Genomic DNA, 25,527 nt, shown 5'->3' on the forward strand with positions numbered 1-25,527 from the left:
GCGGTTGGCTGGCCACGCCGCCCGTCTTGTAGATTCGAACGAAAGACGAGGGATCAAAACCTCGCGGCATTCCACCGGCCACACGAGACAGCACAGAACGGCGGGCGAGGTCATGCGGCTCCGCGCACTCCTGGACACACACTCCCTGGGCCTCCAGCTCCTTGGGGGCGAGGACGAGCTGGACCGCACCGTCCGTGGCGTGATGACCACCGACCTGCGGGACCCCAGCCGGTACCTCTCCGGCGGCGAGCTGGTGCTCACCGGCCTGGCCTGGCGCCGGGAAGCCGAGGACTCCGAGCGGTTCGTCCGCATCCTGGCCGGCGCCGGCGTCGCCGGCCTCGCGGCCGGCGAGGCCGAACTGGGCGCCATCCCCGACGACCTGGTGAGGGCCTGCACCCGGCACCGGCTGCCACTGTTCTCGGTGGACGAGACGGTCTCGTTCGCCTCGATCACCGAGCACGTGGTCCGCCAGGTCTCCAGCGAGCGGGCCGGCGACCTGGCCGCCGTGGTCGACCGCCACCGGCGGATGATGACCTCCGGCCCGGCCGGCGGCGGCCCCGAGGTGGTCCTGGACCTGCTCGGCTCCGACCTGGACCTGCGCGCCTGGGTGCTCTCCCCCATCGGCCGGCAGATCGCCGGCTCCAGCCTGGCCGGCGCCGGGCCGGAGCTGCCCGCGGAGCTGGCCGCCCGGCTGGCCGGCGAGCACCTGGCGGCCGCCCGCAGCGGCCGTCGCGGTCCGCACCGGATCGGCCTGGCCGGCGCCACCTACTCGCTCTTCCCGATCCGCTACGAGAGCCGTGACCTGCGGCAGACGCTGCTCAGCGACTGGCTGCTGGCGGTCGAGGCGGACGCCGGCGACTGGTCCGAGGAGCGGCTGGACCTGCTGCACGGCGTCACCCAGCTGATCGCCGTCGAACGGGACCGCAGGGACGCCGCCCGCACGGTCCGCCGCCGGCTCGCCCAGGAGGTCCTGGAGCTGGTCCAGACGGGCGCGCCGCCGGCCGAGATCGCCGCCCGGCTGCGGGTGGCCGCACCGGTGCTGCTGCCCGGCCTGGGCGCCGCCCCGCACTGGCAGATCGTGGTGGCCCGGGTCGAGTGGGAGGGCGGCGACGTGCCCGGCGGCCCGGTGGCGCAGAGCCTGCTGGAGGAGGTGCTGGTCGATCCCGGCACCTTCGGGCCCGAGCCGTCGGACCGGATCGCGGTGGCGCACACCGGCGACGAGGCGGTCGCGCTGGTGCCGCTGCCCGCCGTCGCGGAGGACTCCACCGAGGCCGCCTCGACGGACGGCCTGCACGCCGACCACCTGCTGCGCGTCATCCAGGAGCCGCTCGGCCGCGGCCTGGACGGCGACGGCCGGCTCACCATCGGCGTCAGCGCCTCCGTGCACTCCGCCGAGGGACTGCGCGGCGCCCTGGAGGAGGCCCGGCACGCCCGGCGGGTCGCCGCCGCCCGCCCCGGCCGGGTCTGCGCCGCCGGCCACGAGGAGCTGGCCTCGCACGTCCTGCTGCTGCCGTTCGTCCCCGACGACGTCCGCCGGGCCTTCACCGCCCGGCTCCTGGACCCGCTGCGGGACTACGACCGCCGCCACCGCGCCGAGCTGATCCCCACGCTGGAGGCGTTCCTGGACTGCGACGGCTCCTGGACGCGCTGCGCGACCCGCCTGCACCTGCACGTCAACACCCTGCGCTACCGCGTGGGCCGGATCGAGCAGCTGACCGGCCGTGACCTCGCGCGCCTGGAGGACAAGTTGGACTTCTTCCTGGCACTGCGGATGAGCTGACACCCCCTCAGGGAGGCGTCCCGTCGGGCCCGGTGCTATGTGCGCACCGGGCCCGACGCACGTCGCGCGAGCGCCGCCGGCGGTACGCCGTCCGGGGTCCCCCGATCGGGGGGCGTCGCGTCAACGGCGTTGCCACACCGGGCCGTCGTCCCGCCCCGCACCACGGCCGAACCACCGCATACCGGCCACCGATACCACCCCGCGCGATTGTGAAATCTTTCACCCGCCCCCTTGGCCCGGCGACGGAATTCGTGCTGAGATGCGCCCACAGCATCCTGCATTCCCGTCTCAATGGCGCGCTCGGGGAGGGCACTGTGGCGGATACCGCCATGTCCGGATCCGCGGATCCCGCGGATTCCATGAGGTCCGTGGATCAGGTACCGGTCCCGGCACCACGACCGGCGGCCGCCCCCGCCGGCGACGACCCCCTCGACCGCGCCGTGTGGCGGCTGCGCTCCCGCGGCTGCTGGCTCGACGCCGCCGCCCTCCTGGAGCCGCTCGCGGCCCGGCAGGCGCCCGCCGCCCTGCGCCGCGCCGCCCTGCTCGTCGAGCGCTGCATGTTCACCGCCGCCGGCTGGGCCGAGGCGGAGGACGCGCTGCGTACCGCGGAGGCGCTGGCCGGCGGCGACGACGAACGCGGCGGCGCCGCCTGTGAACGCGGCCAACTCGCCTACACCTCCACGGTGTTGGGCGTCCGCGACCGCGCCGACGAGGCCCGCTCGGCGCTGGGTCGGGCCGCCGCGCTGCTCGCCCCCGGCACCGCCGGCCGCCCGCTGCTGGACTTCCGCCGCGGCCTGATGGCCGAGCACGTCGCCGACAGCCCCGACTCCGCCCGCGCCGCCTACCGCCGCGCGCACGCCGGCGCCACCGCCCACGGCGACGCCCTGCTGCTCTCCTTCACCTGGCGACACCTGGCCGGACTGGCCCTGCGCGACGGGGAGTTGGCGGAGGCCCGGCACGGCTTCGCGGAGTCCCTGCGGATCCGCGAGGAGCTGGGCTTCCTGGTGGGCACCGCACCGGCGCTGGCGGCGCTGGCCGACGCCGCACCGGAGGACGAGGCGGCCCGCCTGCGCACCGAGGCCGCCCGGCTGTTCCGGCTCATGGGCGGCGTCCCCACCTGGCTCGCCGGCCAGCTCCCGCCGCCCCCGCCGGAGGAGGCGGAGCCCCCGCAGGCGACCGCGGGGAGCTAGCACCCGGCCGGCGGATCGGGGCCGGGGCCACGGCCCGGTCCCGGTCCGGTCCCAGGACCGGACCGGCTCCGCCCGTCGGGGTGGCCGTCAACCACCCGACCTCGGCCATGCCGCACCCCGGATCGAATGGCCGGATCCGGGCCCTGCCGGCGGCGGATCGGCCGGGCCCCGGTGGCTGCCGGGCGGCGGCCGGTCGCCGACCGGTCGGTAGCGCCGCGTCCCACCTGCCCCGAGAATGGCCACAAGTCGCACTGCGGCACGGCGGCGCGGCCTGGATGCTGGTCCGCGTCCAGCTTCCCCCTGGCAGAGCCTTCAGGAGGCCCACCGTGGCAGGAGTGACCCACACCAGCACCGGAACCGACTGGGGCAAGGCCCATTTCGAGGCGATCTACAACTGCCCCGATCCACGCCGGTACTTCAGCACGCTGCAACCCTTGGAGTACCAGATCCCGCAGCACGGCCAGGCGGTGTTCCGCGCCCTGGCCGCCGCCCTCCAGCGCCGCCGCGGGGACCGACCGCCGCTGCGCGTCGTCGACCTGTGCTGCTCGTACGGGGTCAACGCGGCGCTGTTCAACCACGAGCTGACCCTCGACGACCTCTACCGGCGCTACGCCGGCACCGGCCCCAACACCCCCGGGGGCGACCGGCTGGCCCAGGCGGACCGGGCGTTCTACGCGGCCCGGCGCCGGCCCGCGGCAGCCCGGATCACCGGCATCGACGCGGCGGAGCGCGCGGTCGGCTACGCGGTGGCGGCCGGGCTGCTCGACCACGGCTTCGCGGCGAACCTTGAGGACGAGGCCGCGCCCCCCGAGCTGTGCCGGGCGCTGGACGGCACCGAGCTGATCACCGTCACCGGCGGCGTCGGCTACATCACCGCACGCACCTTCGCCCGGCTCTTCGACTGCGTCTCGGCGCCGCCCTGGGTCGCCGCGTTCGTGCTGCGCACCGTGTCGTACCGGCCGGTCTCGACGCTGCTGGCCCGGGCCGGGCTGGTCACCGAGCGGCTCACCACCCGGACGTTCCGGCAGCGGCGGTTCGCCGACGAGGCCGAGCGGCGGGCCGCCGTCGAGGCCCTGGCGCGCCGCGGACTGACCGTCGGCGGCAAGGAGGCCGACGGCTTCTACCACGCCGAGCTGTACGTCTCCCGACCCGCCGCCGACGTCGCGGCGCTGCCCCTGGCGGAGCTGCTGCCCGCCTTCTGAGGCCGCCCGGCCGCCCCACCGTCCCCTGGGCCCGCCGCCGGGCCGCGCCCGCCTCAGTGCCGGTGGCGGGCCGCCGAGAGGTGCGCGCGGGCGATCCGCTCGACGACCCCGTGCTCCTGGGCGAGCAGCGCGTCGAGCAGGGCGGTGTGCTCGGAGGCGTCGGCCAGCAGGGCGGCCGTGCCGGGCCGCCCCGCGCCGCCCGCCGCCCACTGCGCGCGGCGCAGCAGGTCACCGGTGACCTGGGTGAGCCGGCGGTTCCCGGTGAGCGCGATCAACGCCTGGTGGAAGGCGTGGTCGGCCTCGGCGTACCCGGACCGGTCGCCGCGGGCGGCGGCGGCCACCCCGTCCTCGGCCAGCGGACGCAGCTCCTCCCAGCGCTCCGGGGGCACCGCCCGGGCCAGTCGGACGATGGCCGGCAGCTCCAGCATGGTGCGGACCTCGGAGAGTTCGGCGAGGTCCCGGGAGCTGCGCTCGCAGACCCGGAAGCCGCGGTTGGGCACCACCTCGACGGCGCCCTCCCCGGCGAGCTGCTGCATGGCCTCCCGGACCGGGGTCGCGGAGACGCCGTACCGCTCGGCGAGGACCGGGGCGGAGTAGATCTCGCCGGCCAGCAGTTCGCCGGCGGTCAGCGCCCGGCGCAGCGCCGCCAGGACCTGGCCGCGCACCGAGTGCCGGCGCGGTCGCGGGGCGGACGGCCGGACGCCGGACTCACCGGTCCCCGGGCCCGCGGCCCGGTCCCGGACGCCGGCCGGCCCGCCGGAGACGGCCTGCGCGGGCAGCCACACCCGGGTCTCCGGCTGCGGCTCCGCTGTGCCCTGCTCCATGACGGTTCCTCCTGCTGACGGCTGCCAGCACCATAAGCGTCCGTCGCCCGGGTTCACACCTCAGCGGGCCCGGGTAGGGATGTCGGATAAGGTAAGCCTTACCTGCCAACGATCGCGATTCGGTGGTCCCCCGCATGCCCCCTGCCGTTGCTGCCGCGCCCGCCGCCCCGTCCGCCACCCACCCCGTGGCGGACGCCTACGCCCGGCTCGCCGAGGTGTTCCCGGACCTGCGGGTGACGCTCGGGCACCCGACGCCGTCCGAGGGCGACGGATGGCTGGACGCGGCCGCACTGGCCGCAGCCGGGCCCGCGCTGGACGTCTTCCTCGCCGACGAGGCGGCGCGGATCACCCGGGACTACGGCCGCTCCGCCCGCCCCGACGTGGTCGCGAGCTTCGCGCTGCACCGCTATGCCTGGCCGGCCTGCCTGCTGATCACCGTCCCGTGGTTCCTGCACCGCCGGGTGCCGCACCTGTCCGCGGGCGACGTCCGCTTCCACCGCGAGCTGGGCCGGATGGCCGTACGGGCGGGCACGTTCGGATGCCTCCCGGACGACCCGGCGGCGGCCCTGCCCGGCGCCCGGGTGGTGCCGGACGAGGAAGCGCTGCGCACCGAGCTCCGCGCCGCGGTCGCCGCCCACCTGGGGCCGGTGCTGGACGGCTTCCGCACCCGGGTGCGGCGGGGCCCGCGGGCCCTGTGGGGCATGGCCTCCGACGAGATCGTCGAGGGGCTCTGGTACGTCGGACAGCTGCTGGGCGAGGAGCGCCGGGCCGTCCGCGAGCTGGCGCGCCTGCTGCCGGGGTCCACCGCCCCGTACGCGGCCGGCGCGGGCTTCCGCGAGCTGACCGGGCCGGACGGCGCGGCGCTGTCCACCCGGGACCGCGCCAGCTGCTGCATGTACTACACGCTGCGCCCCGAGGACACCTGCGTCACCTGCCCGCGCACCTGCGACGCGGAGCGCATCAGTCGCCTCACCGCAACCTCCTGACCCATCAACCACCCGCAGGAGTGGCCGCACTTCGCACGGAACTCCCCCACCGGGCACGGGAGTTCGATCCCCTGGTCGCTCAACTGACCACTCCGGCACCCCTTGGCGTTCTCTTGCTCCGAAATCCCGTGCGGCCGGGTCCGGTTCCGCCAGGATGGCGCGCGCTTCGCGAATCCGCGGAAGCGCCGCAACCTGAGCAATCTGAGCAACCTGAGCAAGGGGTCCCGGAATGAGAATGACCGACATATCGCCGAATTGGCTGATTCCAGCTCTTCTGCTGCTCGCCGGGGTCCTGATCACCGCCGTCCTCGTGCTGCGCGGGCGCCGCGCGGACCGACGGGCCGGCGCCGACGACTCCTGGGAACGCAGCGAGGAGCGCCGCCGCCGCAAGGAGACCGTCTTCGCCTCCGCCTCCTACGTGCTGCTGTTCTGCTGCGCCGCGGTCGCCGCGGCACTGTCCTTCCACGGCCTGGTCGGCTTCGGCGTGCAGAACCTCGGGTTGACCGGCGGCTGGGAGTACCTGGTCCCGTTCGGGCTCGACGGTGCGGCGATGTTCTGCTCCGTCCTGGCGGTGCGCGAGGCCAGCCACGGTGATGCGGCGCTCGGCTCGCGGTTGCTGGTGTGGACGTTCGCCGGCGCCGCCGCGTGGTTCAACTGGGTGCACGCCCCGCGCGGCCTGGACCACGCCGGCGCACCGCAGTTCTTCGCCGGCATGTCGCTGTCCGCCGCGGTCCTCTTCGACCGGGCGCTGAAGCAGACCCGCCGGGCGGCGCTGCGCGAGCAGGGCCTGGTGCCCCGGCCGCTGCCGCAGATCCGCATCGTGCGCTGGCTGCGGGCGCCCCGCGAGACCTTCGCGGCCTGGTCGCTGATGCTGCTGGAGGGCGTCCGCACCCTGGACGAGGCGGTCGAGGAGGTCCGCGAGGACAAGCGGGAGAAGGCGCTGAACCGGCTCCGCAGGCGGGAGCAGGGCAAGTTCGAACGGGCCCGCATCAAGGCCCTCAACCGGCAGCACCGGTCATGGGGCAGGGGCGGGGCGCGTCAGGTCGCCGCCCCGGTGGGCGCGCCGGCCGTGCCCGCGGCGCCCGCCACGGAGGAGGCCCCGTCGGCCGGTCCGGATGCCGCCGGGCCCGCCGATGCGGCGCCGCCCCACCACGGCGAGCCGGTCAAGCGGCCGCGGCCGGCCCTCAAGGCCGTGTCGGGCGCCGAGCCGGACGGCTCCGCGCCCGGTCGGCGCGGTGCCGCGGACCTCACCGTCGAGGACGAGGCCCAGACGATCCCGCGGCTGGACTCCCTGGAGGAGAAACTCGCCGAGATCGAAAGGCAGTTCGGCTGAGCGGTGGCGGACCGCGCCGACCCACCCCGCCGGCTCCGCGTCAGGCCGGTCCGCCGCCCAACTCGAACCACACGCACTTGCCGACCCCCTCGGACCGGATGCCCCACGCGTCCGCCAGGGCCCGGACCAGCATCAGCCCCCGTCCCGACGTCCCGTCGGCCGACGGCTCCCGCGGCTCGGGGCGACGCTCGGCACAGTCCCGCACCTCCACCCGCAGCCGGTCGGTGACCCACGCCGTGACCACCGCCCCGCCCTCGGTGTGCAGCAGGGCGTTGGTGACCAATTCGCTGGTCAGCAGCGTCGCCACCTCGGGGTCCGCCGGGGCCTCGCCGTCGGGCGGCACCCAGCGGCACAGTAACTCCCGCAGCTCCCTGCGCACTTCGCCGACGGCCTGCAGATCGGCCTGCCGCACCTTCCGCTCGAGCGTGCGGGACGGCCGCTCCGCGACCGCCGCGCCCCCGCTCCCCCCGTCCGCTCGTCGCCGTCTGTTCCGGTCCTCGCGTCGCACAGGCTGACGCATGCTCTCCCCCGCCCCCAACGAACCACCAGCGCTCTGCCTCGAACAGCCTCACGGTCAGCATTCCCATCGGGCCCGCCACCATGCTTCCGCTTGGCCCCCGCCGGCGCACGCCGGGCGCACGGACCGGGCCTGGCGGTCTGCGGCGCCCGCACGGACCACACCCTCACCTGGCGGGGCGGGAAGGCGTTCCGCGACCGGCCGGAGCGGGCCGGTCCGCGCACCGGTCGGCCGGCTGCCGGTGCGGCGCCCCGAAGTGCCGGGCGCGGTACGGGTGTCCGGCAGCCGCGCGGCGGGGACGGGCGGAAGTCCCCGTGCGCCACGGCGCTCCCGGCCGCGGGTGCTCACACCCGCGGGACGTTCCGCAGGTTGGACCGCGCCATCTGCACCATCCGGCCCACCCCGCCGTCCAGCACGATCTTCCCGGCGGAGAGCGCGAAGCCCGAGACCATCTCGGCGCTGATCTTCGGCGGGATGGACAGCGCGTTGGGGTCGGTGACGACGTCGACCAGCGCCGGTCCCTCGTGCCGGAACGCGTCGCGCAGCGCGCCGCGCACCTGCTTGGGCTTCTCCACCCGCACGCCGTACGCCCCGGCCGCCCGCGCGATCGCCGCGAAGTCGGGGTTGCGGTTGGTGGTGCCGTACGCCGGCAGGCCCGACACCATCATCTCCAACTCCACCATTCCCAAAGAGGAGTTGTTGAAGAGCACCACCTTCACCGGCAGGTCGTACTGGACCAGCGTCAGGAAGTCGCCCATCAGCATCGAGAAGCCGCCGTCCCCCGACATGGAGACGACCTGCCGGCCGCGGTCCATGAGCTGCGCGCCGATCGCCTGCGGCAGCGCGTTGGCCATCGAGCCGTGGCTGAACGAACCGATCACCCGCCGGCTGCCGTTGGGCGTGAGGTACCGGGCCGCCCAGACGTTGCACATCCCGGTGTCGACGGTGAAGACCGCATCGGCGGCGGCCTCCTCGTCGAGCACCGAGGCCACGTACTCCGGGTGGATCGGCAGGTGCTTCTCCACCTTGCGGGTGTACGCCTTGACCACCCCCTCCAGCGCGTCCGCGTGCTTCTTCAGCATCCGGTCCAGGAACGTGCGGTTGCCCTTCTCCCGCACTTTGGGGAGCAGGCACCGCAGCGTCTCCCGGACATCGCCCCACACGGCGAGCTCCAGTGTGGTGCGGCGGCCCAGGTGCTCGGGCCGCACGTCGACCTGGACGATCCGCACGTCGTCGGGGAGGAACGCGCTGTAGGGGAAGTCCGTGCCGAGCAGGATCAGCAGGTCGCACTCGTGGGTCGCCTCGTAGGCCGCGCCGTAGCCCAGCAACCCGCTCATGCCGACGTCGTACGGGTTGTCGTACTGGATCCACTCCTTGCCGCGCAGCGCGTGGCCCACGGGCGCCTTCACCCGCTCGGCGAACTCCATCACCTCGGCGTGCGCGCCCGCCGTCCCGCTGCCGCAGAACAGCGTGACCTTGTGGGCCTCGTCGACCATCCGGGCCAGCGCGTCGATCTCGTCGTCCCCGGGCCGCACCGACGGCCGGGAGGTGACCAGGGCGTGCTCGACGGCGCGTTCGGGCGCGGGTTCGGCGGCGACGTCCCCGGGCAGCGAGACGACCGCGACGCCGCCCTGCCCCACGGCGTGCTGGATCGCGGTCTGCACCACCCGCGGCATCTGGCGGGGGTTGGAGATCAGTTCGCTGTAGTGGCTGCACTCGGAGAACAGCCGGTCCGGGTGCGTCTCCTGGAAGTAGCCGGTGCCGATCTCGCTGGACGGGATGTGCGAGGCCAGCGCGAGCACCGGGGCCATGGAGCGGTGCGCGTCGTAGAGCCCGTTGATCAGGTGGAGGTTCCCGGGCCCGCAGGATCCGGCGCACGCCGCGAGCTTGCCGGTGAGCTGCGCCTCCGCGCCCGCGGCGAAGGCGGCGGTCTCCTCGTGCCGGACCTGGATCCAGTCGATGGCGCGGTTGCGGCGGATGGCGTCCACCACCGGGTTCAGGCTGTCCCCGACGACCCCGTAGAGCCGCCGGACCCCGGCCCGCACCAGGATGTCGATGAACTGCTCGGCTACGGTCTGCTTGGCCACGGCAGGAGCCTCCTCGATCGGCGGGGCGAACGGTTCCCATCAACCCATGCAGGGGCGCGGGGCGCCTCCGGGAGAACCGGGTGCCGCGGCGGTATGGGCCGCGGCGGGGCGGGCGAGCCGGGCGGGCGCGGTTGTGGCGCCGGCCACTACGGCTCCCACAACGCGGCGGCCGTGCGGTCCTCTGCGTCGCCCGCGCCGCGGGGTTGGACGGCGGTGAGGAAGTCGGCCAGGTCCGGCGGTCCGGGAACGGACCAGGCCGCGGCGAGCCGGGCGGCGAAGTCCGGGTCACCGCTCAGCGGTCCCGCCAGCCCCGGGCCGCACAACAGCAACACGTCCCCCGGTCGACCCGTCACGACGCGGAACCGGAACGGCGCGGGGCGGGGTGCCGCGCCACCGGGCGGCTGCGGCGCGGACGGGGCGGGCCGTGGGTCCGTCGGTGCGGTGGCGGTGGGTTCCAGGTCCTCCCAGCCGCCGGCGCGCAGTCGGAAGAGTCCGCCGGCACCGACGCCGAAGAACACCCGGGTCCGGCAGTCCGGGTCGGCGGACAACAACAGGCAGCGCAGCGCGGCCGGGTGCCCGCCGGACGCCGCCGCCGGGTCCGCGGCGCGAGCGCGCAGCCTGCCGTACCCGCGGTCGGTGAGGCGCTGGAGCCCCGCCTTGAGCGCGTCGCGCCGACCCGCACGCAGGTCCTGCGCCAGTTGGGTGGAGCAGCCGCCGACGGCGCCGGAAGCCCACGCGCAGGCGTCGCGGGCGGCCCGGTGCGCGGCCGCCCCCGTCGTGCTCGGGCCGCTGGCGACGGCCACCAGGAGCAGTGCGTCCCGGCCCGTCCCGAACCGGGCGGTGCCGAACGCCTCGCCGCGCACGTCACCCCGCTCGCGGGCGGCGTCGCCGCGCTGCGACACCGCACGGACCGCGACGGAGCCGAACCCGACGCCGTCCAGAACGGTGTCGGGCACCCAGTCGTCGAGGGCGTCCGGGGCGGTCGGCGGGCAGGTGTCGGGGGCCGCCCGCGAGTCGGCCCCGGGCGAGGGCGAGTTGGCCGGGAGCGCGGGCGCGCCGGCCGGTGGGGAGGAGGGAGCGATGGAGGGCAAGACGGCAGGCGGCGCGGCGGAAGACGGCGGGGCGGCAGACGGCGGGGCGGCGGGCTCCGCGGCCCCGTCCCGCAGGTCCCTGCTCTCGGCAGCGCTGTTCGTCGCGTATCGCGGCTCGGTGGCCGTCAGCCCGGCGTCCGGCGTCGCGCCGTCGGCCGGGTCGACGGCCGGCATCCCGCCGTCCGGCGCCTCGTCGGCCGGCGCCTCGACGTCCGGCCACGTGGCGCGCCACGCGAGCGGGGGCGGGGGCGGTTGTGCCGGGCCGCCCGGGGGCGTCGCCGTGCTGCCCGGGAGTTCCCAGGGCCGCGGCTCCCACCCGCTCGGCTCCCACGGCCGGGGTTCGAACCCGTTCGGGTCGAAGCCCCCGGCCGGCGACGCCCCGGGTACGGCCCGTCCCGCGGCGCTCGGCTCCCCGGCGCTCGGCTCTCCGGCCGCGGTGGCGGCGGCCGGGTCCGGTCGTCCCGGCCCGGCGGGCCCCGCCGTCCGGTCCGCTCCGCCGCGCGCATCCTTCGCCCCCGGCCCGGCGGGCGGCTCCGGCGCCTCCCACCCGACGCGCTGGTCCGGCACCTGCGGTGCGGCGGGCGAGCGCCGCCGGTCCGGGCCGGGCTGCGGTGTGCCCGCGGCGCCCGGCGGGCCCGATGCCCGGCGCCGGCCCACCGTCCGCAACGCCGACTCGATCCGCTCGTCGAGGGTGTCGGAGACGGCGGACGGCGGGCCCCCGGCGTGCTCACCGCCCGCCTCGGGGGCGTCGCCGTACAGCTCCCGCCACCACCAGTCGTCCTCCCTGCCACGGCCCGGCCCCTGCTGCCTCATGGGCCGCATTGTCCCGTGGCGCGGGCCGTCGAAACAGGGCGCGAAAAGGGCATTCCAGGAAGCGCGGGCCGGCCGGTTCCGGCAGGCTTGGGCCATGCCGGCCGGGAGAGAGCCCAGCGTGCGAACCGGCGTCGTGCCTGCGCCGTCCGCGGCACGCCCGCGCGCCGGCGCCGCCGGGGCCGCCGGGGCGGGCGCATGAACGCCTGGCAGCTGACCGGCGTCGGCCTCGTCCTGCTGCTCGGGGTGCTCGGGGTGCTGGTCCCCGGCCTCCCGGGGCCGCTGGTGGTCTGGGCCGGACTGCTGTGGTGGGCGACGGCGGAACGGTCCTCCCTCGCCTGGGCGGTGTTCACGGCCGGCACCGCCGTGCTCCTCCTCAACCAGGTGCTCAAGTGGCTGCTGCCGGCCCGCGACCTGCGCGAAGCGGGCGCGCCCTACCGCACGCTGCTCCTCGCCGGTCTGGCCGGTGTCGCGGGGTTCTTCCTGGTCCCCGTCATCGGGTGCCCGCTGGGTGCGCTCGGCGGCCTCTACGTCCTCGAACGGGTCCGCCTCGGCGGCCACGGCGACGCCTGGGCCTCGACCCGCACGGTCCTGCGCGCCATCGGCCTGAGCGTGTTGGTGGAACTGTTCGCCTGCCTGGTGGTGGTGGGCGCCTGGATGGGGGCGGTGGTCGCGCGGTGAGGGCCGCAACGCCCGCGGCCACCGCGCCCCGGAAGCGCACGCGACGGCGTCCTGTAACGGTGCTACAGGACGCCGCGGCGTACCGGGAACGGAGCCGCGGGCGCGGACCGACACCCTGCCACCAGGGCGGTGCCGCCAAGCGCCTCCCGCGGCCCCGGCGCGGCGGGCGCCGCGCTCCTAGCCCGCGCCCGGTCCCCGCTTCCGTTCCATCATGTGGCGGCCCAGTGCCTGCTTGCGCTTCCAGTCGCGTCGGATCTCGGCGCGCAGTCGGACGTCGGTCTTGGCCACGATCCGCTGGTTCTCCCGCTGCAGCTTGCGGTAGCTCTCCAGTCGACGGACCGCCAACTCGCCGTGTTCCACGGCGTCTTGGACCGCGCAGTCCGGCTCCGCCTGGTGGGCGCAGTCGTGGAACCGGCACTGCTGGGCCAGCTGCTCCACGTCGGAGAACGTCCGGGCCAGCCCGTCCGCCGCGTCCCACATGCCGACGCCGCGCAGCCCCGGTGTGTCGATGAGGACGCCGCCGCCGGGCAGCACCAGCAGGTCACGGGTGGTGGTGGTGTGCCGCCCCTTGCCGTCCTGGTCGCGGACCGCCCGCACGTCCTGCACGTCCGCCCCGTAAAGCGCGTTGGCCAGGGTGGACTTGCCGGCGCCGGACCGGCCCAGGAGGACGGCGGTGGCCCCCGAGAGCGTCGCGGTCAGCTCCGCGACGCCGGCGCCGGTCGCCGCGCTGACCGCCAGCACCTGCACGCCGGGGGCGGCGTCCGAGGCGTCCGCGACGAGGTGACCCAGCGCGGCCGGGTCCGCCACCAGGTCCGCCTTGGTGAGCGCCACCAGGGGCTGCGCCCCGCTCTCCCACACCAGGGAGACGAACCGCTCGACGCGGTCCAGGTCCAGCGCCTCGGCCAGCGAGACCGCGACGACCGCGTACTCGACGTTCGCGGCCAGGACCTGCCCCTCGGAACGCTTGGTCGAGGCCGAACGCAGGATCGCCGTGCGGCGCGGCAGCAACGCCCGCAGCACGCCGTCGAGATGGTCGCCGACGCGACCGTTGTGCAGGTCGACGACGGCCCAGTCGCCGGTGCACGGCACCCGCGTCGGATCGCTGGTCGCCACCAGGGCGGTGTCCAACAGGACGGTGCGGACGCCGGTGCCGTCCGGCACGACGGCGTCCACGCGGCCGCGGTCGACGCGGACCACGCGGCCGGGCAGGCACCCCTGCCCGGCATGGGGGAGGAAACTCTCCGCGAAGCCTTCGTCCCAGCCATAGGCGGTCAGTGGACGGGCAGCGGGGAAGTCGAGGTCGAACAACGGGAAGGCCCTTCGAGAAGGAGCGGTCCCGGCCGTGCGCGCAACGCGCGGGAAAACGAAAAGGTCGAGTCAGCCGGAGACCGCGGAAAGGGAAACGATGGTCTTCTGCATGCGGGCAACGCCCCTCGTGGCGACAGTCATCAGTACCCACCTCCCGAACCTTCGACGGCTGAGCGACGGCAGCCCTGGGCCGCCGTCCGAACGCGCCCACGGTAGAACGGGCCCGGGCGGGGGCGCCAATGGTTTTTCCCACCGGGAGGTGCCCCTTCGGCCGCCGCGACGCCGGCCCTGCGGTGCTGCGCGCCGCGGCCCCCCGTGCGCAACACTGGAGCGATGACGAGTGAATCCCCTGGTGGTTCCCCCGATGCCCCCGAGGAGGAACCGACCATCATCTGGGAGGGCGCCGACCGGGCCGGCCCCGACGGGCTCACCGTCGGGCGCACGGCCGCGCTCGTCGGGGTCAGCGTGAAGACGCTGCACCACTGGGACGCGATCGGCCTGGCGCGCCCGAGCGGCCGCACCTGGGCCGGGTACCGGGTGTACTCCGGTGACGACGTCGCCCGGATCCACCGGATCCTGGTCTACAAGGAGCTCGGGTTCCCACTGGCCCGGATCGGCCGCCTCCTCGACGATCCGGACGCCGACGCGCGTGAGCACCTGCGCCGGCAGCGGTCCCAGCTCGTGGCGCGCATCGCCCGGCTGGAGAAGATGGTCGGTGCGGTCGACCAGATGCTGGCGGCGTCGAGGTCCGGCATGCGGCTGACCCCGGAGGAGCAGGTCGAGATCTTCGGTGCCGACTGGCAGCCGACCTGGGTGGACGAGGCCGAGCAGCGCTGGGGCGACACCGCGCAGTGGGGCCAGTACGCGGAGCGGGCCGCGCGGATGACGCCGGCGGACTGGCAGGAGGTCGCGGCCTCGACCGAGGCGCTCAACGCCGACCTCGCGGCCGCGCTGCGCGCCGGCGTGGCCCCGGGCTCCGACGCGGCGAACGCCCTCGCCGAGCGGCACCGCGCCCTGCTCTCGCGGTACTTCGACTGCACCCACGCGATGCACGCCTGCCTCGGGCGGATGTTCGTCGACGACCCCGGCTACGCGGAGTACTTCGACGCCCTGGCGCCGGACCTCACCCGGTGGCTGCGCGACGTGATCTTCGCGAACGCCGAGGCGCACGGCGTCGATCCGGACTCCGCGACCTGGGAGTGAGGGAGCCCGCCGGGGTGCCGCGGGAACGGCTCCGGCAGCGCGAACTCACCGTAGGAAGAACGGAGTTCGGGACGACCCACCAGGCCGGGGCCCGGGCTCAGTCGTGCGGCGGCAGGTGGCGGATCTGGTGGTCGGCGGCGTTGAGGGCCTCGTCGACCAGGCGGCGCAGGTGGCCGTGGCGCAGCGCGTAGACGGCCCGGCGGCCGTCCTTGCGGGTGGTGACGAGCCCGGCCAGCCGGAGGCGGGCGAGGTGTTGGCTGACGGAGGTGCGGGAGGCGCCGCATGCCTCGGTGAGGGTGGTGACGTCGGCCTCGCCCGCGCCGAGCCGCCGCAGCAGGGTCAGTCGGGTGCGGTCGGCGAGGAGTCCGAGGATCTCCACGGCGACGGCCAGCCGCCTGCCGTCGTCGGGCTCCTGCGCACCGTGCGCAGCTGATAGGTGCATGCGTGCGCTCATACGCACATAATGGGGGGACGAGGGCGCCCGGCACAAGCCGCGCCCCGGACGTCGGGAAGGTGCGATGCCCGTGAACGCGCAGCTGCCGGTTTCCGAGCCCCACTCCCACGGCGACGGCCACCACCACGACCACGCGGCGCACCGGCACACCGGGCCCGCCGGCCGCTCCCGCGCCGCCCGGCTGCGGCACCGACTGGCGCACGCCGTCACCCCCCACAGCCACGAGGCCCGGGACAAGGTCGACGCGGCGTTGGAGGGCTCCCGGGAGGGCCTGCGCACGCTGTGGCTCTCGCTCGCGGTCCTCGGGCTGACCACCGTGGTCCAGGCCGGCGTCTTCGCCCTGTCCGGCTCGGTGGCGCTGCTCGGCGACGCGCTGCACAACGCCGCCGACGCGCTCACCGCGGTCCCCCTCGGCATCGCCTTCCTCCTCGGCCGGCGGGCCGCCACCCGCCGCTACACCTACGGCTACGGCCGGGCCGAGGACCTGGCCGGGGTGGTCATCGTGCTCACCATCGCGGCGTCCGCAGTGCCCGCGCTCTACGCGGCCGTCGACCGGCTGCTGCACCCGCGGGACGTGTCTCACCTGTGGGCGGTCGCGGCCGCCGCCCTGGTCGGCTTCCTCGGCAACGAGTGGGTGGCCCGCTACCGCATCCGCACCGGCCGCCGGATCGGCTCGGCCGCGCTGGTCGCGGACGGGCTGCACGCGCGCACCGACGGCTTCACGTCGTTGGCGGTGCTGCTGGGCGCGGGCGGTTCGGCGCTGGGCTGGCGGGCCGCGGACCCGGTCGTCGGCCTGCTGATCACCGTCGCGATCCTGCTGGTGCTCAAGGACGCGGCGCGGGAGGTGTTCCGGCGGCTGATGGACTCGGTGGACCCGGCGCTGGTGGCGGCGGGCGAGGCGGCGCTGCGGGGCGTGCCCGGCGTCCGCGGCGTGGGGCGGGTGCGGATGCGCTGGATCGGCCACGCGCTGCGGGCCGAGGCGGACATCGTCCTCGACCCGCAGCTCACCGTGGCCCGGGGGCACCGGATCGCGGTGGCGGCCGAACACGCGCTGATCCACGGCGTACCGCGGCTGACCGCGGCCACCGTCCACCTGGACCACACCCCGGAGGCCGGCGGGCCGGACCCGCACGCGGCGTTGGCCCACCACGCCCCGGCCGGCTGAGCGGCCGGCCGCTCACCGCAGGATCGGGATCAGTCCCAGTCCGAACACCACGTAGAACCCGGCCGCCGCGGCCAGCCGGCCGGGGGTGAGGCGGTGCGCGCGCATGGTCAGCAGGAGGTAGCCGATCGCCGCGATGGTGATCAGGCCGGACCACAGCAGGGCGGTGTCGAACTCCCAGCGGGTGAAGAGCAGGCCGAGGCCGCTGGGGACGGTGGCCTGGATCATCATGGCGCCGGAGATGTTGGCCAGCGCCAGCTTGGTCTTGCCCTGGCGCACCCAGATCACGGCGTTCATGATCTCGGGAAGTTCGGTGGCGATCGGCGAGAGCAGCAGCGCGGTGACCGACGCGGAGAGTCCGAGCATCGGGCCGATGGCGTCCAGCTGATGGACGAAGAGCTGCGAGGCGAAGAAGATCACCGCGAGGGTCGCCAGGGTCTGGGCGACCACGGCCCAGGTCGCCGGGGACGCCGCCTTGGGCTGGAACTTCAGCGGCTCCAACGCGACGCCGTCCGCGTCCTCCTCGTGGTCGCCGCGGATCTCGCGCCAGAAGTACACCGCGTACACCGCGAAGAACGCGAGGCCGAGCACCGGCTTGAAGGCGAAGGCGACCAGGCCGAGCGCGACCTTGACGACGAACACCGGCAGGAACCAGCTCTGGTCCTTGGCCAGCCGGCGCAGTTCCCGCTCCGAGCCCAGCGCCTGCTCCGGCCGCCCCGCGGTGGCCGGCCGGTCCGGCTTGGCGGCGGGCGCACCCGTCTCTGCGGCGGCGCGGAGCTTGCGCCGCCGGAGCAGCAGCATGGTGCCGGTCACGCCGTAGGCGACGGTGGCCAGCGCCAGCGGGCCGCCCATCGCGGCGCCGACGCCGATGTCCTTGGCCTCGGGGGTGGCGCCGGTGGTCACCGCGACCAGGGTCACCACGGACTCGGGCAGGGCGGTGCCGAAGGCGGCCAGGATGGTGCCCACGGCCATCCGGCCCACGTTGAGCCGTTCCCCCAGCCATTCCACGGCGTTGACGAACCACTCGCAGGAGAGGTAGATCGCCACCGCGCACGCGATGAGCAGCACGAAATGCAGCACGCTGATCGTCAGCCTTTCCGCTCCGGCGGGCCTCGACGACGACCGGCGTGGGAGCGGCGGCACGACTTCGACCCCGCCGACGCGTTCGAAGTCGTCGACATGGGGCCGAAGGTCTCGCCCGCCCGCGCAGTCACTGCGTGGGCCCGGCCACCGGGAGCCGGCTGCGGCTCCAGTGTGTCGACGACCGGTTCGCGGGGCTACTCCCCTTCGCCGCCACTCACCCTACACACCACGGGCGCGGCGGCACGTCGGCCGAAGCGGACGTGCCGGCGGCGTCAGGCGGAGCGTTGGAGCCGTTGCAGCGAGGCGACCAGCTGGTCCACCTCCTCGGGGGTGTTGTAGAGGGCGAGCGAGGCGCGGGCGGCGCTCGTCAGTCCGTAGTGGGCGAGGGCCGGCTGGGCGCAGTGGTGGCCGGCGCGGACGGCGATGCCGTCCCGGTCGAGCCAGTCGGCGATCCGGGCCGGGTCGTGGCCGGCCAGGGTGAAGGTCAGCACCGCGATCCGGTCGGCGGCGGAGCCGATCAGGTCCAGTCCGGGGACCGTGGCCAACGCCTGCTGGGCGTAGGCGAGCAGGTCGGTCTCGTAGGCGGCGACGGCGTCCCGGTCGAAGCCGCTCAGCCAGTTGATGGCGGCGAGCAGGCCGACCACGCCGGCGATGTGCCCGGTGCCGGCCTCCAGGCGGTGCGGGACGGGTGCGTAGACGGTGCGGTCGAAGGAGACGGACTCGATCATGTTGCCGCCGCCCTGCCACGGGGCCATCGCTTCGAGGACCTCCGGCTTGGCGTACAGGGCGCCGATGCCCGTGGGGGCGAACAGCTTGTGGCCGGAGAAGACGTAGAAGTCGGCGTCGAGATCGCGCACGTCGACCGGGAAGTGGGCCACCGCCTGGGCGCCGTCGACCAGCACCTTGGCCCGGTAGCGGTGGGCCAGCGCGGTCATCTCCTTGACCGGCGGGACGGTGCCGAGGACGTTCGACGCCTGGCTGAGCGCGACCAGCCGGGTCCGCATGGAGAGCCGGTCGGCGTAGGCGTCGAGGTCGATCTGCCCGTCGGGCCGGAGCGGGACGGGCACCACCCGGGCCCGGGTCTCCTTGGCGACCATCTGCCAGGGGACGATGTTGGAGTGGTGCTCCAACTCCGGGACGAGGACGTCGTCGCCGGGGCCGAGGTGGGCCCGACCCCAGCTCTGGGCCACGAGGTTGATCGCCTCGGTGGTGCCGCGGGTGAAGACGATCTCGTCCGGGGACGCGGCGCCCAGGAACCGGGCGACCGCGGCCCGGCCCCCCTCGTACGCCTCGGTGGCCTCGCGGGCCATGGTGTGCGCGCCGCGGTGGATGTTGGAGTTGCCGGCGCCGTAGAAGCCGGAGACCGCCTCGATGACCTGGCGGGGCTTCTGGGTGGTGGCCCCGTTGTCGAGCCAGACCAGCGGTTTGCCGTTGACGGTCCGGTGCAGGATCGGGACGTCGCGGCGCGCCAACTCCGGTGTGAAGGCGGCCGGTTGGGTGAGCCGACGGCCCGTCGGGTCGGGTGTGGACGGGGCCGTGGCGGTGGGTGCGGCCGTCGGCGGCGTGGCCGCGGCACTGGGGATTCCCGGCGCGGCCGGCGCGGCCGGCAGGGATCCCGGGGCGTCAGGAGTAGTCATGGTAACGGGACACCTCGACGTTCTGGAGGACGGCGAGGGCGTCCTCGACGAGGACCGCGGCGTTGAAGTACGCGGTCATCAGGTACGAGGTGATGCCCTTCGTGTCGACGCCCATGTTCCGCATGGCCAGGCCCGGTTCGATCTCGTCGGCGACACTCGCCGGGCGCAGTCCGACCACGCCCTGCTCGGCCTCGCCCATCCGCATCAGCAGGATCTCGGTGGTGCCGGTGTCCGCCCCGCCGGTGAACCGCACCTTGTCGGAGGGGAGCAGCGGCACGCCGCGCCAGGTCAGCAGCGGGCTGCCGAAGCCGGTGTCGATGACCGGGGGCACGCCCCGCCGGGTGCACTCCCGGCCGAACGCGGCGATGGTGCGGGGGTGCGCGAGGAAGTAGGAGGGCTGCTTCCAGACCCGGGTGAGCAGTTCGTCGAGGTCGTCGGGGGTGGGGGCGCCGGTCCTGGCCTGCACGCGCTGGCCGGGGGCGACGTTGCGGAAGAGGCCGTGCTCGGGGTGGTTGAGGAGCACGTCCTCCTGGCGTTCGCGGAGCGCGTGCGCGGTGAGGTTGGCCTGGGCGCGGGTCTGGTCGATGGGGCCGTTGTAGAGGTCGGAGACCCGGGTATGGACGCGCAGCACGGTCTGGGCGAGGTTCATGTGGTACTCGCGGGGCGCGTCCTCGTAGTCGACGAAGGTCGCCGGCAGGTCGGGTTCGCCGACGTGTCCGGAGCTGAGGTCGACGGGCACCTCGCTGCCCGGCAGCACCCCGTCGGCCGCCAGGTAGGCGTCGAGGCCGGCGCGCAGCGACGGGTCGCGGTCGACGACCCGGGCCAGGGCGGCGCGGTCCAGACAGAGCGCGGTGCCGGGGGTGACGGCGGTGACCTGGTAGGGCGTCGGTTCGGCGCGGGTCCAGGAGTCGAGGTCGAAGAACTGGCCGTCGCCGACGACTTCGAGGAGCGCGTCCTCCCCGTACCGGCCGCGGGCCCGCTTCTCGGCGCGGCCCTGGACGATGACGAGCAGCCGGTCCGAGACCGCGCCGCCCTCGGCGAGGACCTGGCCGGTGTCGAAGGACACCTGCGCGAAGGCGCCGGCGAGTTCGGTCAGCAGCGCGTCGTCCGCGTCCCGCAGGTACGGCAGTTCGCGCAGGTCGCCGGGTATGACGCGGTGGGCGTCGCCGTCCTGGTAGGTGGCGAGGCGGTCGTCGCCGAGGACGTAGGTGCGGCGGCGGTTGACGCGGAAGACGCCGGACTCGACGTCCACCCACGGCAGCGCGCGCAGCAGGTAGCGCGGGGTGATGCCGCGCATCTGGGGAGCGGTCTTGGTGGTGGTCGCGAGCTGGCGTGCGGCGTCCGGGGCGAGCGTCATCCGGTCGTTCACGGGGACCTCCTTGCGGGACCGAGGGCACGCCGGTCGGCCGGCACGGGGCGGGCGGCGTGCGGGACCCCGGGATCGTCGGGCCGGGAATCGGCGGGCCGCAACGGCCCGTTGGCGGGCCGCCGGCCGGAATCGGTCGGTGCCCGCTGTGCCAACTCCCGGACACCCGTGCGACTACCTTGTGTCGCTCCGTCGCTACGCCCCGTGGAATCGCTGCCCGAAGGGGCGTCGGCGGGCGCCCGCACACCCCGGCGCAACGCCCCGTCGCCTTCCACATCCGACCAAATTTGCCCTCATAAAGCCGCTTTGTTATTCCGAAAGGAACACTTATGACGCCGGCGCAGCTGATCGCTACCGGGGGGCACACAATGCTAAATATGGCGCGTGATGGAAAATTTCGGGCGAAAGAGATCTTCCAGGCGTGAGGGGGGACGCCGTCTTCGCTCGGTGCTGAGCGTGCACAGCGTCGCGGGCCAGGTGCTCGTGCTACAGCTCGCCCTGGTGGTGCTGCTGGTCGTGGCAGCCGGGGTGGCGCTCGCCCTCCAGGCCCAGCAGGCGAGCCTGGAGGAGGCCAAACAGCGCTCCTCGGTCGCCGCGACGGCCTTCGCGCACGCGCCCGGGACGGCCGCCGCCATGCAGTCCGCCGACCCCACCGCCCGGCTCCAGCCCCGCGCCGAGGACGCCCGCAGGGAGGCCGGGCTCGACTACCTCGTCGCGTTCAGCCCGTCCGGGATCCGCTGGACCCACCCCAACCCGCACCTGATCGGCAAGCAGGTCCCCGGCGGCTACGGACCCGCGCTCGCCGGCCGGAAGGTCACCTCCACCTCCCACTCGGCCTTCGGCCGCGCCGTGGACACCACGGTGCCGGTCAAGGCCGCCGACGGCCGGGTCGTCGGACTCGTCGCGGCCGGCATCAAGGTGCAGCGGACCAACGAGTGGGCGCTGCAGCGGCTCCCGTTGCTGATCGGCAGCGCGGCCGGCGCACTGGTCATCGGGATCGGCGGGGTGGCCCTGGTGAGCCGCCGACTGCGCCGGCAGACCCACGGCCTGGACCCGGCCGAGATGACCCGGATGTACGACCACCACGACGCCGTGCTGCACGCCGTGCGCGAGGGGGTGCTCATCATCGGCAGCGACGGACGGCTGCTGCTCGCCAACGACGAGGCCCGCCGGCTCCTCGACCTGCCCGCCGACGCCGAGCACCGCCGGGTCACCGAACTGGGCCTGGAGCCGGGCACCGCCGACCTGCTGGCCTCCGGCCGGGCGGCGACCGACGAGGTGCACCCCGCCGGCGACCGGCTGCTGGCGGTGAACATCCGCCCCACCGCCCCCTACGGCGGCCCCGCGGGCACCGCGGTCACCCTGCGGGACACCACCGAACTCCAAGCGCTGACCGGCAAGGCCGAGGTCGCCCAGCGACGGCTGAAGCTGCTCTACGACGCCGGGATGCGGATCGGCAGCACGCTGGACGTGACCCGCACGGCGGAGGAACTCGCCGCGGTCGCCGTCCCCCGGTTCGCCGACGTGGTCTCCGTCGAACTGCTGGAGCCGGTGCTGCGCGGCGACGAACCGACCGGCGAACACGCCCCGATGCGCCGGCTGGCGGTCCGCGGCGTCCCGGAGGACTCGGCCGCCTACCGCGTCGGCGAACACATCCGGTTCGTCCCCGGCAGCCCGATCACCGCGGGCCTCGCCGACGCCCGCCCGGTCCTCGTCCCCGACCTGCGCGCCGAGCGGGCGTGGCGGGACCAGGACCCGGTCGACACCCAGCGGATCCTGGACAACGGCATCCGTTCGCTGATCGCGGTGCCGTTGCGGGCCCGGGGCGTGGTGCTGGGCCTGGCCAACTTCTGGCGGGCCGGGAACTCCGAGGTGTTCGGCGCGGAGGACCTGTCGTTCGCCGAGGAGCTGGCCGCCCGCGCCGCGATCTCCATCGACAACGCCCGCCGCTACACCCGCGAGCACGCCACCACCATCACCCTCCAACGCAGCCTCCTGCCGCGGGCGCTGCCCCGGCAGTCGGCGCTGGAGGTCGCCCACCGCTACCTGCCCGCGCAGGCCGGGGTCGGCGGCGACTGGTTCGACCTCATCCCGCTGCCCGGCGCCCGGGTCGCCCTGGTCGTCGGCGACGTCGTCGGCCACGGCCTGCACGCCGCCGCCACCATGGGCCGGCTGCGCACCGCGGTCCTCAACTTCTCCGCCCTGGACCTGCCGCCCGACGAACTCCTGGGGCACCTGGACGAACTCGTCAGCCACATCGACACCGACGAGGCCCGCACCGACGGCATGGGCCCCGACGGGGAGCCTGCGGTGCCGGGGGACCGTCCGCGCCCGTCGGACGCCGCGGCTGCCGGAACGTCCGCCCCGGGCGCCGGCGGACCGCGGGATCCGGACGCCCCGCCGCTGGCGGACGAGTCCCTGGTCGGCGACGGCACCGCCGGCATCACCGGCGCCACCTGCCTCTACGCCATCTACGACCCGGTCGCCGGCCGCGTCACGCTGGCCCGCGCGGGCCATCCAGGACCGGCCCTGGTCCGCCCCGACGGAACGGTCTCCTTCCCCGACGTGCCGGTCGCCCCGCCGCTGGGCCTGGGCGGCGGGATGCCGGTGGAGACCGTCGAGGTGACCCTGCCCGAGGGGTCCCGGCTCGTCCTCTACACCGACGGGCTCATCGAGGACCGCGAACGCGACATCGACACCGGCCTGGAACTGCTGCGCACCACCCTCGCCGGCACCCCGGACGGCTCGCCCGAGCAGACCTGCACGGCCGTCCTGGACGCCATGCTGCCGGCGCACCCCAGCGACGACATCGCGCTGCTCGTGGCCCGCACCCGACTGCTCTCCGCGGACCGGATCGCCGAATGGGAGGTCCCCTCCGACCCGGCCGCCGTCGGCCCGGTCCGCGCCGCCTGCATGCGCACCCTGGAGTCCTGGGGACTGGACGAGATCGGCTTCACCACGGAGCTGATCCTCAGCGAACTGATCACCAACGCGATCCGCTACGGCGCCCAGCCCATCCGGGTCCGCCTGCTGTACGACCGCGCCCTGATCTGCGAGGTCTCCGACGGCACCAGCGCCTCCCCGCACCTGCGGCGGGCCACCACCACCGACGAGGGCGGGCGCGGACTGTTCCTCGTCGCCCAGTTCGCGCAGCGCTGGGGGACGCGCTACACGCCCAGCGGCAAGGTCATCTGGACCGAGCAGGTCCTCGACGGGATGCGGCCGTCGAACGGCCCCGAGGACGGCGGCATCGACAGCCTCCTCGACCAGTGGGACGAGTCGGCCCTGTGAGCCGCGCGGTGCCCCCACGGGCCGCCCGCGCACCGGATGCAGCCCCCGCCGCCCCTCGCTAACCTCGTTCGGAGGGCCGTCGCACGGGTCGTCGGCACGACCGCCCGAGGGCCCACCCCGTACGCGCGCACGCGCCCGCGGCCCGCCGAGGCCCCACCGACCGGACCGCCGCCGACCGGCGGCTCCCGCTCCCCCGCTTGCTCCGGCCCGGATCCGACGGCTCGGAACGGCTCTGCCACTCCGGCCGCGTCTGCCCTCTGGAGGCCCCCATGATGCAGCTGCCCGAACCCCGCGACGTCGCCCCCCGCCTGGCCAGCGGCGCCTTCATCCTGAACGCCGGGCTCACGATGTGGAAGTCCGACCGGGAGGGCGCCGAAGCGGTGCACGGCATGGCGTCCGCCGCGTACCCGTTCCTGGCGAAGCTGCCGCCGGAGCGGTTCACCCGGCTGCTGGCGGCCTCGGAGATCGCGGTCGGCGGGGCACTGCTCGCCCCGTTCGTCCCGACCCGGCTGGCGGGCGTCGCGCTGACCGGTTTCGCCGGCGGGCTGGTCGGTCTCTACCTGCGGCTGCCCGGCCTGCGCCGGCCCGGCAGCCTCCGCCCCACCCAGGGCGGCCTGCCGCTGGCCAAGGACACCTGGCTGCTGGGCATCGGCCTCGGGTTCCTGTGCGCCCCCTGCGGCACACGGGCCCACCGCGGCCACGGCGGCCACCCCTGTCACCGCGGGCACCGCTGCCACCGGGGGCACTGAGCCGTTCCGCACCCGCCGCACGTCGCCCGGCCGTGTCGCCCCGCGGTCCGCCGCCGGGCGACGGGACGTCACTCGATGCCGGCGCCACCACCGCGGGCCGCCCGCGCCGCCCGGCGGCCGCGCCCGACCGCCGCGCACACCCCGCCGGCCAGCCCGGCCGCCGCGAGGACCCACAGGCTGGTCCGGTCGGCCTGCTGCCAGCCCAGTTCGGCGTGCTGGTGCACCACGAACCCGTCGAAGAACAGCCACGAGACCAGGACCACGGCGGGCACCAGGCGGGGCCGGGCCGCGGCGGCGATGCCGACGGTCAGCAGCGCGAACGCGGCGAGCGAGAGCCAGCGGTGACCGGCCTGGCCGGTCACCAGCAGGGCGGTCACCACGAGCGCGGTGAGCGCCGTGCCCACCGGCAACGCCAGATCGCGGCCGAGCGCGTCGGCCGTCGGCACCGACCCGCCGGCCCGCGTGACGGGTGCCGACCGCACCTCGGCCGCCGGGCGCCGGGTGCGCGGGGCGGGCGGCGGGTGCGCGGGGAGCGGGTGGTGGAGGGCGGCCATGGGAACACCTCCTGGGGCCTGCCCCGGGGAAGGGGGCAGGGGCGGGACGGGCAGCGGGGCACGTGGCCGGGGCCTCGTGTCAGCGTGCGCGGACCCCGGCGCGGGAGCACGGATCGGCGGGGAACTTAACGCCGTGCGTACGGCGGGTGCGGATTTTCTGACGCGTCCCTGACGCCGGGGGGAGGGACGCCGGATGGTCCCGGACGCGCCCCTGGGGCG

At 75.4% G+C, this 25,527-nt stretch carries 20 protein-coding genes; 10 read left to right on the forward strand and 10 right to left on the reverse strand.

The window, feature by feature from the left end; all coding sequences use genetic code 11:
• The first annotated feature begins 112 nt into the window (after window positions 1-112).
• From ABD385_RS21590 to ABD385_RS21600, 3 genes are all read left to right on the forward strand, one after another.
• Window positions 113-1,780: a PucR family transcriptional regulator gene (locus ABD385_RS21590; protein ID WP_344578608.1), complete on the forward strand. Its 1,668-nt coding sequence runs from the start codon at window positions 113-115 to the stop codon at window positions 1,778-1,780.
• Window positions 1,781-2,139: 359 nt separating this feature from the next.
• A complete protein-coding gene (locus ABD385_RS21595) occupies window positions 2,140-2,970 on the forward strand; it encodes a hypothetical protein (RefSeq protein ID WP_344578610.1) in 831 nt (276 codons plus the stop codon).
• 335 nt (window positions 2,971-3,305) lie between these two features.
• Window positions 3,306-4,172 carry a hypothetical protein gene (locus ABD385_RS21600; RefSeq protein ID WP_344578861.1) on the forward strand — a complete coding sequence of 289 codons (867 nt, stop codon included), beginning with the start codon at window positions 3,306-3,308 and terminating at the stop codon, window positions 4,170-4,172.
• A 53-nt stretch (window positions 4,173-4,225) separates the two neighbouring features.
• Here ABD385_RS21600 and ABD385_RS21605 read toward each other — a convergent pair whose 3' ends face one another.
• Window positions 4,226-4,996 (reverse strand): GntR family transcriptional regulator, encoded by a 771-nt coding sequence (locus ABD385_RS21605; protein WP_344578611.1) that lies wholly within the window; start codon window positions 4,994-4,996, stop codon window positions 4,226-4,228.
• A 134-nt stretch (window positions 4,997-5,130) separates the two neighbouring features.
• On the opposite strand from ABD385_RS21605, the gene ABD385_RS21610 reads away from it, so the two are divergent.
• A complete protein-coding gene (locus ABD385_RS21610) occupies window positions 5,131-5,982 on the forward strand; it encodes a (2Fe-2S)-binding protein (RefSeq protein ID WP_344578612.1) in 852 nt (283 codons plus the stop codon).
• Between the two features lie 229 nt (window positions 5,983-6,211).
• A complete protein-coding gene (locus ABD385_RS21615; RefSeq protein WP_344578613.1) occupies window positions 6,212-7,315 on the forward strand; it encodes a DUF2637 domain-containing protein in 1,104 nt (367 codons plus the stop codon).
• Between the two features lie 40 nt (window positions 7,316-7,355).
• Here the strand turns inward: ABD385_RS21615 and ABD385_RS21620 are convergent, their stop codons facing one another.
• The 3 genes from ABD385_RS21620 to ABD385_RS21630 form a co-directional block, all read right to left on the reverse strand.
• Complete coding sequence (locus ABD385_RS21620) at window positions 7,356-7,727, reverse strand: ATP-binding protein (protein WP_344578616.1); 372 nt, start codon at window positions 7,725-7,727, stop codon at window positions 7,356-7,358.
• Window positions 7,728-8,176: 449 nt separating this feature from the next.
• Window positions 8,177-9,919 carry a pyruvate dehydrogenase gene (locus tag ABD385_RS21625; RefSeq protein WP_344578618.1) on the reverse strand — a complete coding sequence of 581 codons (1,743 nt, stop codon included), beginning with the start codon at window positions 9,917-9,919 and terminating at the stop codon, window positions 8,177-8,179.
• A gap of 146 nt (window positions 9,920-10,065) precedes the next feature.
• Window positions 10,066-11,823 (reverse strand): hypothetical protein, encoded by a 1,758-nt coding sequence (locus ABD385_RS21630; RefSeq protein WP_344578619.1) that lies wholly within the window; start codon window positions 11,821-11,823, stop codon window positions 10,066-10,068.
• Window positions 11,824-12,018: 195 nt separating this feature from the next.
• Between ABD385_RS21630 and ABD385_RS21635 the strand changes: the two genes are divergently transcribed.
• Window positions 12,019-12,501, forward strand: a complete 483-nt coding sequence (locus ABD385_RS21635; RefSeq protein WP_344578622.1) for a DUF456 domain-containing protein — start codon at window positions 12,019-12,021, stop codon at window positions 12,499-12,501.
• A gap of 177 nt (window positions 12,502-12,678) precedes the next feature.
• Here ABD385_RS21635 and rsgA read toward each other — a convergent pair whose 3' ends face one another.
• Window positions 12,679-13,809 (reverse strand): ribosome small subunit-dependent GTPase A, encoded by a 1,131-nt coding sequence (gene rsgA / locus ABD385_RS21640; protein WP_344578627.1) that lies wholly within the window; start codon window positions 13,807-13,809, stop codon window positions 12,679-12,681.
• 333 nt (window positions 13,810-14,142) lie between these two features.
• Between rsgA and ABD385_RS21645 the strand changes: the two genes are divergently transcribed.
• Entirely contained in the window at window positions 14,143-15,012 is an 870-nt protein-coding gene (locus tag ABD385_RS21645; RefSeq protein ID WP_344578631.1) for a MerR family transcriptional regulator, read from the forward strand.
• A 97-nt stretch (window positions 15,013-15,109) separates the two neighbouring features.
• On the opposite strand, the gene ABD385_RS21650 is transcribed toward ABD385_RS21645, so the two are convergent.
• Window positions 15,110-15,466 carry an ArsR/SmtB family transcription factor gene (locus ABD385_RS21650; protein ID WP_344578639.1) on the reverse strand — a complete coding sequence of 119 codons (357 nt, stop codon included), beginning with the start codon at window positions 15,464-15,466 and terminating at the stop codon, window positions 15,110-15,112.
• A gap of 64 nt (window positions 15,467-15,530) precedes the next feature.
• On the opposite strand from ABD385_RS21650, the gene ABD385_RS21655 reads away from it, so the two are divergent.
• The gene (locus ABD385_RS21655; protein ID WP_425585450.1) at window positions 15,531-16,631 is read left to right on the forward strand and encodes a cation diffusion facilitator family transporter; all 1,101 of its coding nucleotides are present in this window, start codon (window positions 15,531-15,533) and stop codon (window positions 16,629-16,631) included.
• Window positions 16,632-16,643: 12 nt separating this feature from the next.
• Here the strand turns inward: ABD385_RS21655 and ABD385_RS21660 are convergent, their stop codons facing one another.
• From ABD385_RS21660 to ABD385_RS21670, 3 genes are all read right to left on the reverse strand, one after another.
• Window positions 16,644-17,708 (reverse strand): sodium:calcium antiporter, encoded by a 1,065-nt coding sequence (locus ABD385_RS21660; RefSeq protein WP_344578643.1) that lies wholly within the window; start codon window positions 17,706-17,708, stop codon window positions 16,644-16,646.
• Between the two features lie 275 nt (window positions 17,709-17,983).
• Complete coding sequence (locus tag ABD385_RS21665) at window positions 17,984-19,348, reverse strand: SufS family cysteine desulfurase (protein WP_344578645.1); 1,365 nt, start codon at window positions 19,346-19,348, stop codon at window positions 17,984-17,986.
• Window positions 19,335-20,717 carry a family 2B encapsulin nanocompartment shell protein gene (locus ABD385_RS21670; RefSeq protein ID WP_344578648.1) on the reverse strand — a complete coding sequence of 461 codons (1,383 nt, stop codon included), beginning with the start codon at window positions 20,715-20,717 and terminating at the stop codon, window positions 19,335-19,337. Before ABD385_RS21670 ends, ABD385_RS21665 begins: the two co-directional genes overlap by 14 nt.
• Window positions 20,718-21,161: 444 nt before the next feature.
• Here ABD385_RS21670 and ABD385_RS21675 point away from each other — a divergent pair, with 444 nt between their 5' ends.
• Together ABD385_RS21675 and ABD385_RS21680 are read left to right on the forward strand one after the other, a co-directional pair.
• Window positions 21,162-24,005, forward strand: coding sequence for a SpoIIE family protein phosphatase (locus ABD385_RS21675; protein ID WP_344578651.1), 2,844 nt, complete (start codon window positions 21,162-21,164; stop codon window positions 24,003-24,005).
• A gap of 269 nt (window positions 24,006-24,274) precedes the next feature.
• Window positions 24,275-24,754, forward strand: a complete 480-nt coding sequence (locus tag ABD385_RS21680; protein ID WP_344578653.1) for a hypothetical protein — start codon at window positions 24,275-24,277, stop codon at window positions 24,752-24,754.
• 68 nt (window positions 24,755-24,822) lie between these two features.
• Here the strand turns inward: ABD385_RS21680 and ABD385_RS21685 are convergent, their stop codons facing one another.
• Complete coding sequence (locus ABD385_RS21685; protein ID WP_344578655.1) at window positions 24,823-25,308, reverse strand: hypothetical protein; 486 nt, start codon at window positions 25,306-25,308, stop codon at window positions 24,823-24,825.
• Between the last annotated feature and the right edge of the window lie 219 nt (window positions 25,309-25,527).

The sequence above is a fragment of the Streptomyces lunalinharesii genome (genome assembly GCF_039532155.1).
Lineage (GTDB): Bacteria > Actinomycetota > Actinomycetes > Streptomycetales > Streptomycetaceae > Streptomyces > Streptomyces lunalinharesii.

Coding starts and splice junctions, on each gene's coding strand:
- ABD385_RS21635 (WP_344578622.1), top strand. CDS start 12,019: ATGAACGCCTGGCAGCTGACCGGCGTCGGCCTCGTCCTGCTGCTCGGG.
- ABD385_RS21610 (WP_344578612.1), top strand. CDS start 5,131: ATGCCCCCTGCCGTTGCTGCCGCGCCCGCCGCCCCGTCCGCCACCCAC.
- ABD385_RS21590 (WP_344578608.1), top strand. CDS start 113: ATGCGGCTCCGCGCACTCCTGGACACACACTCCCTGGGCCTCCAGCTC.
- ABD385_RS21595 (WP_344578610.1), top strand. CDS start 2,140: ATGAGGTCCGTGGATCAGGTACCGGTCCCGGCACCACGACCGGCGGCC.
- ABD385_RS21630 (WP_344578619.1), bottom strand. CDS start 11,823: ATGAGGCAGCAGGGGCCGGGCCGTGGCAGGGAGGACGACTGGTGGTGG.
- ABD385_RS21680 (WP_344578653.1), top strand. CDS start 24,275: ATGATGCAGCTGCCCGAACCCCGCGACGTCGCCCCCCGCCTGGCCAGC.
- ABD385_RS21665 (WP_344578645.1), bottom strand. CDS start 19,348: ATGACTACTCCTGACGCCCCGGGATCCCTGCCGGCCGCGCCGGCCGCG.
- ABD385_RS21650 (WP_344578639.1), bottom strand. CDS start 15,466: ATGAGCGCACGCATGCACCTATCAGCTGCGCACGGTGCGCAGGAGCCC.
- ABD385_RS21645 (WP_344578631.1), top strand. CDS start 14,143: ATGACGAGTGAATCCCCTGGTGGTTCCCCCGATGCCCCCGAGGAGGAA.
- ABD385_RS21685 (WP_344578655.1), bottom strand. CDS start 25,308: ATGGCCGCCCTCCACCACCCGCTCCCCGCGCACCCGCCGCCCGCCCCG.
- ABD385_RS21615 (WP_344578613.1), top strand. CDS start 6,212: ATGAGAATGACCGACATATCGCCGAATTGGCTGATTCCAGCTCTTCTG.
- ABD385_RS21605 (WP_344578611.1), bottom strand. CDS start 4,996: ATGGAGCAGGGCACAGCGGAGCCGCAGCCGGAGACCCGGGTGTGGCTG.
- ABD385_RS21655 (WP_425585450.1), top strand. CDS start 15,531: ATGCCCGTGAACGCGCAGCTGCCGGTTTCCGAGCCCCACTCCCACGGC.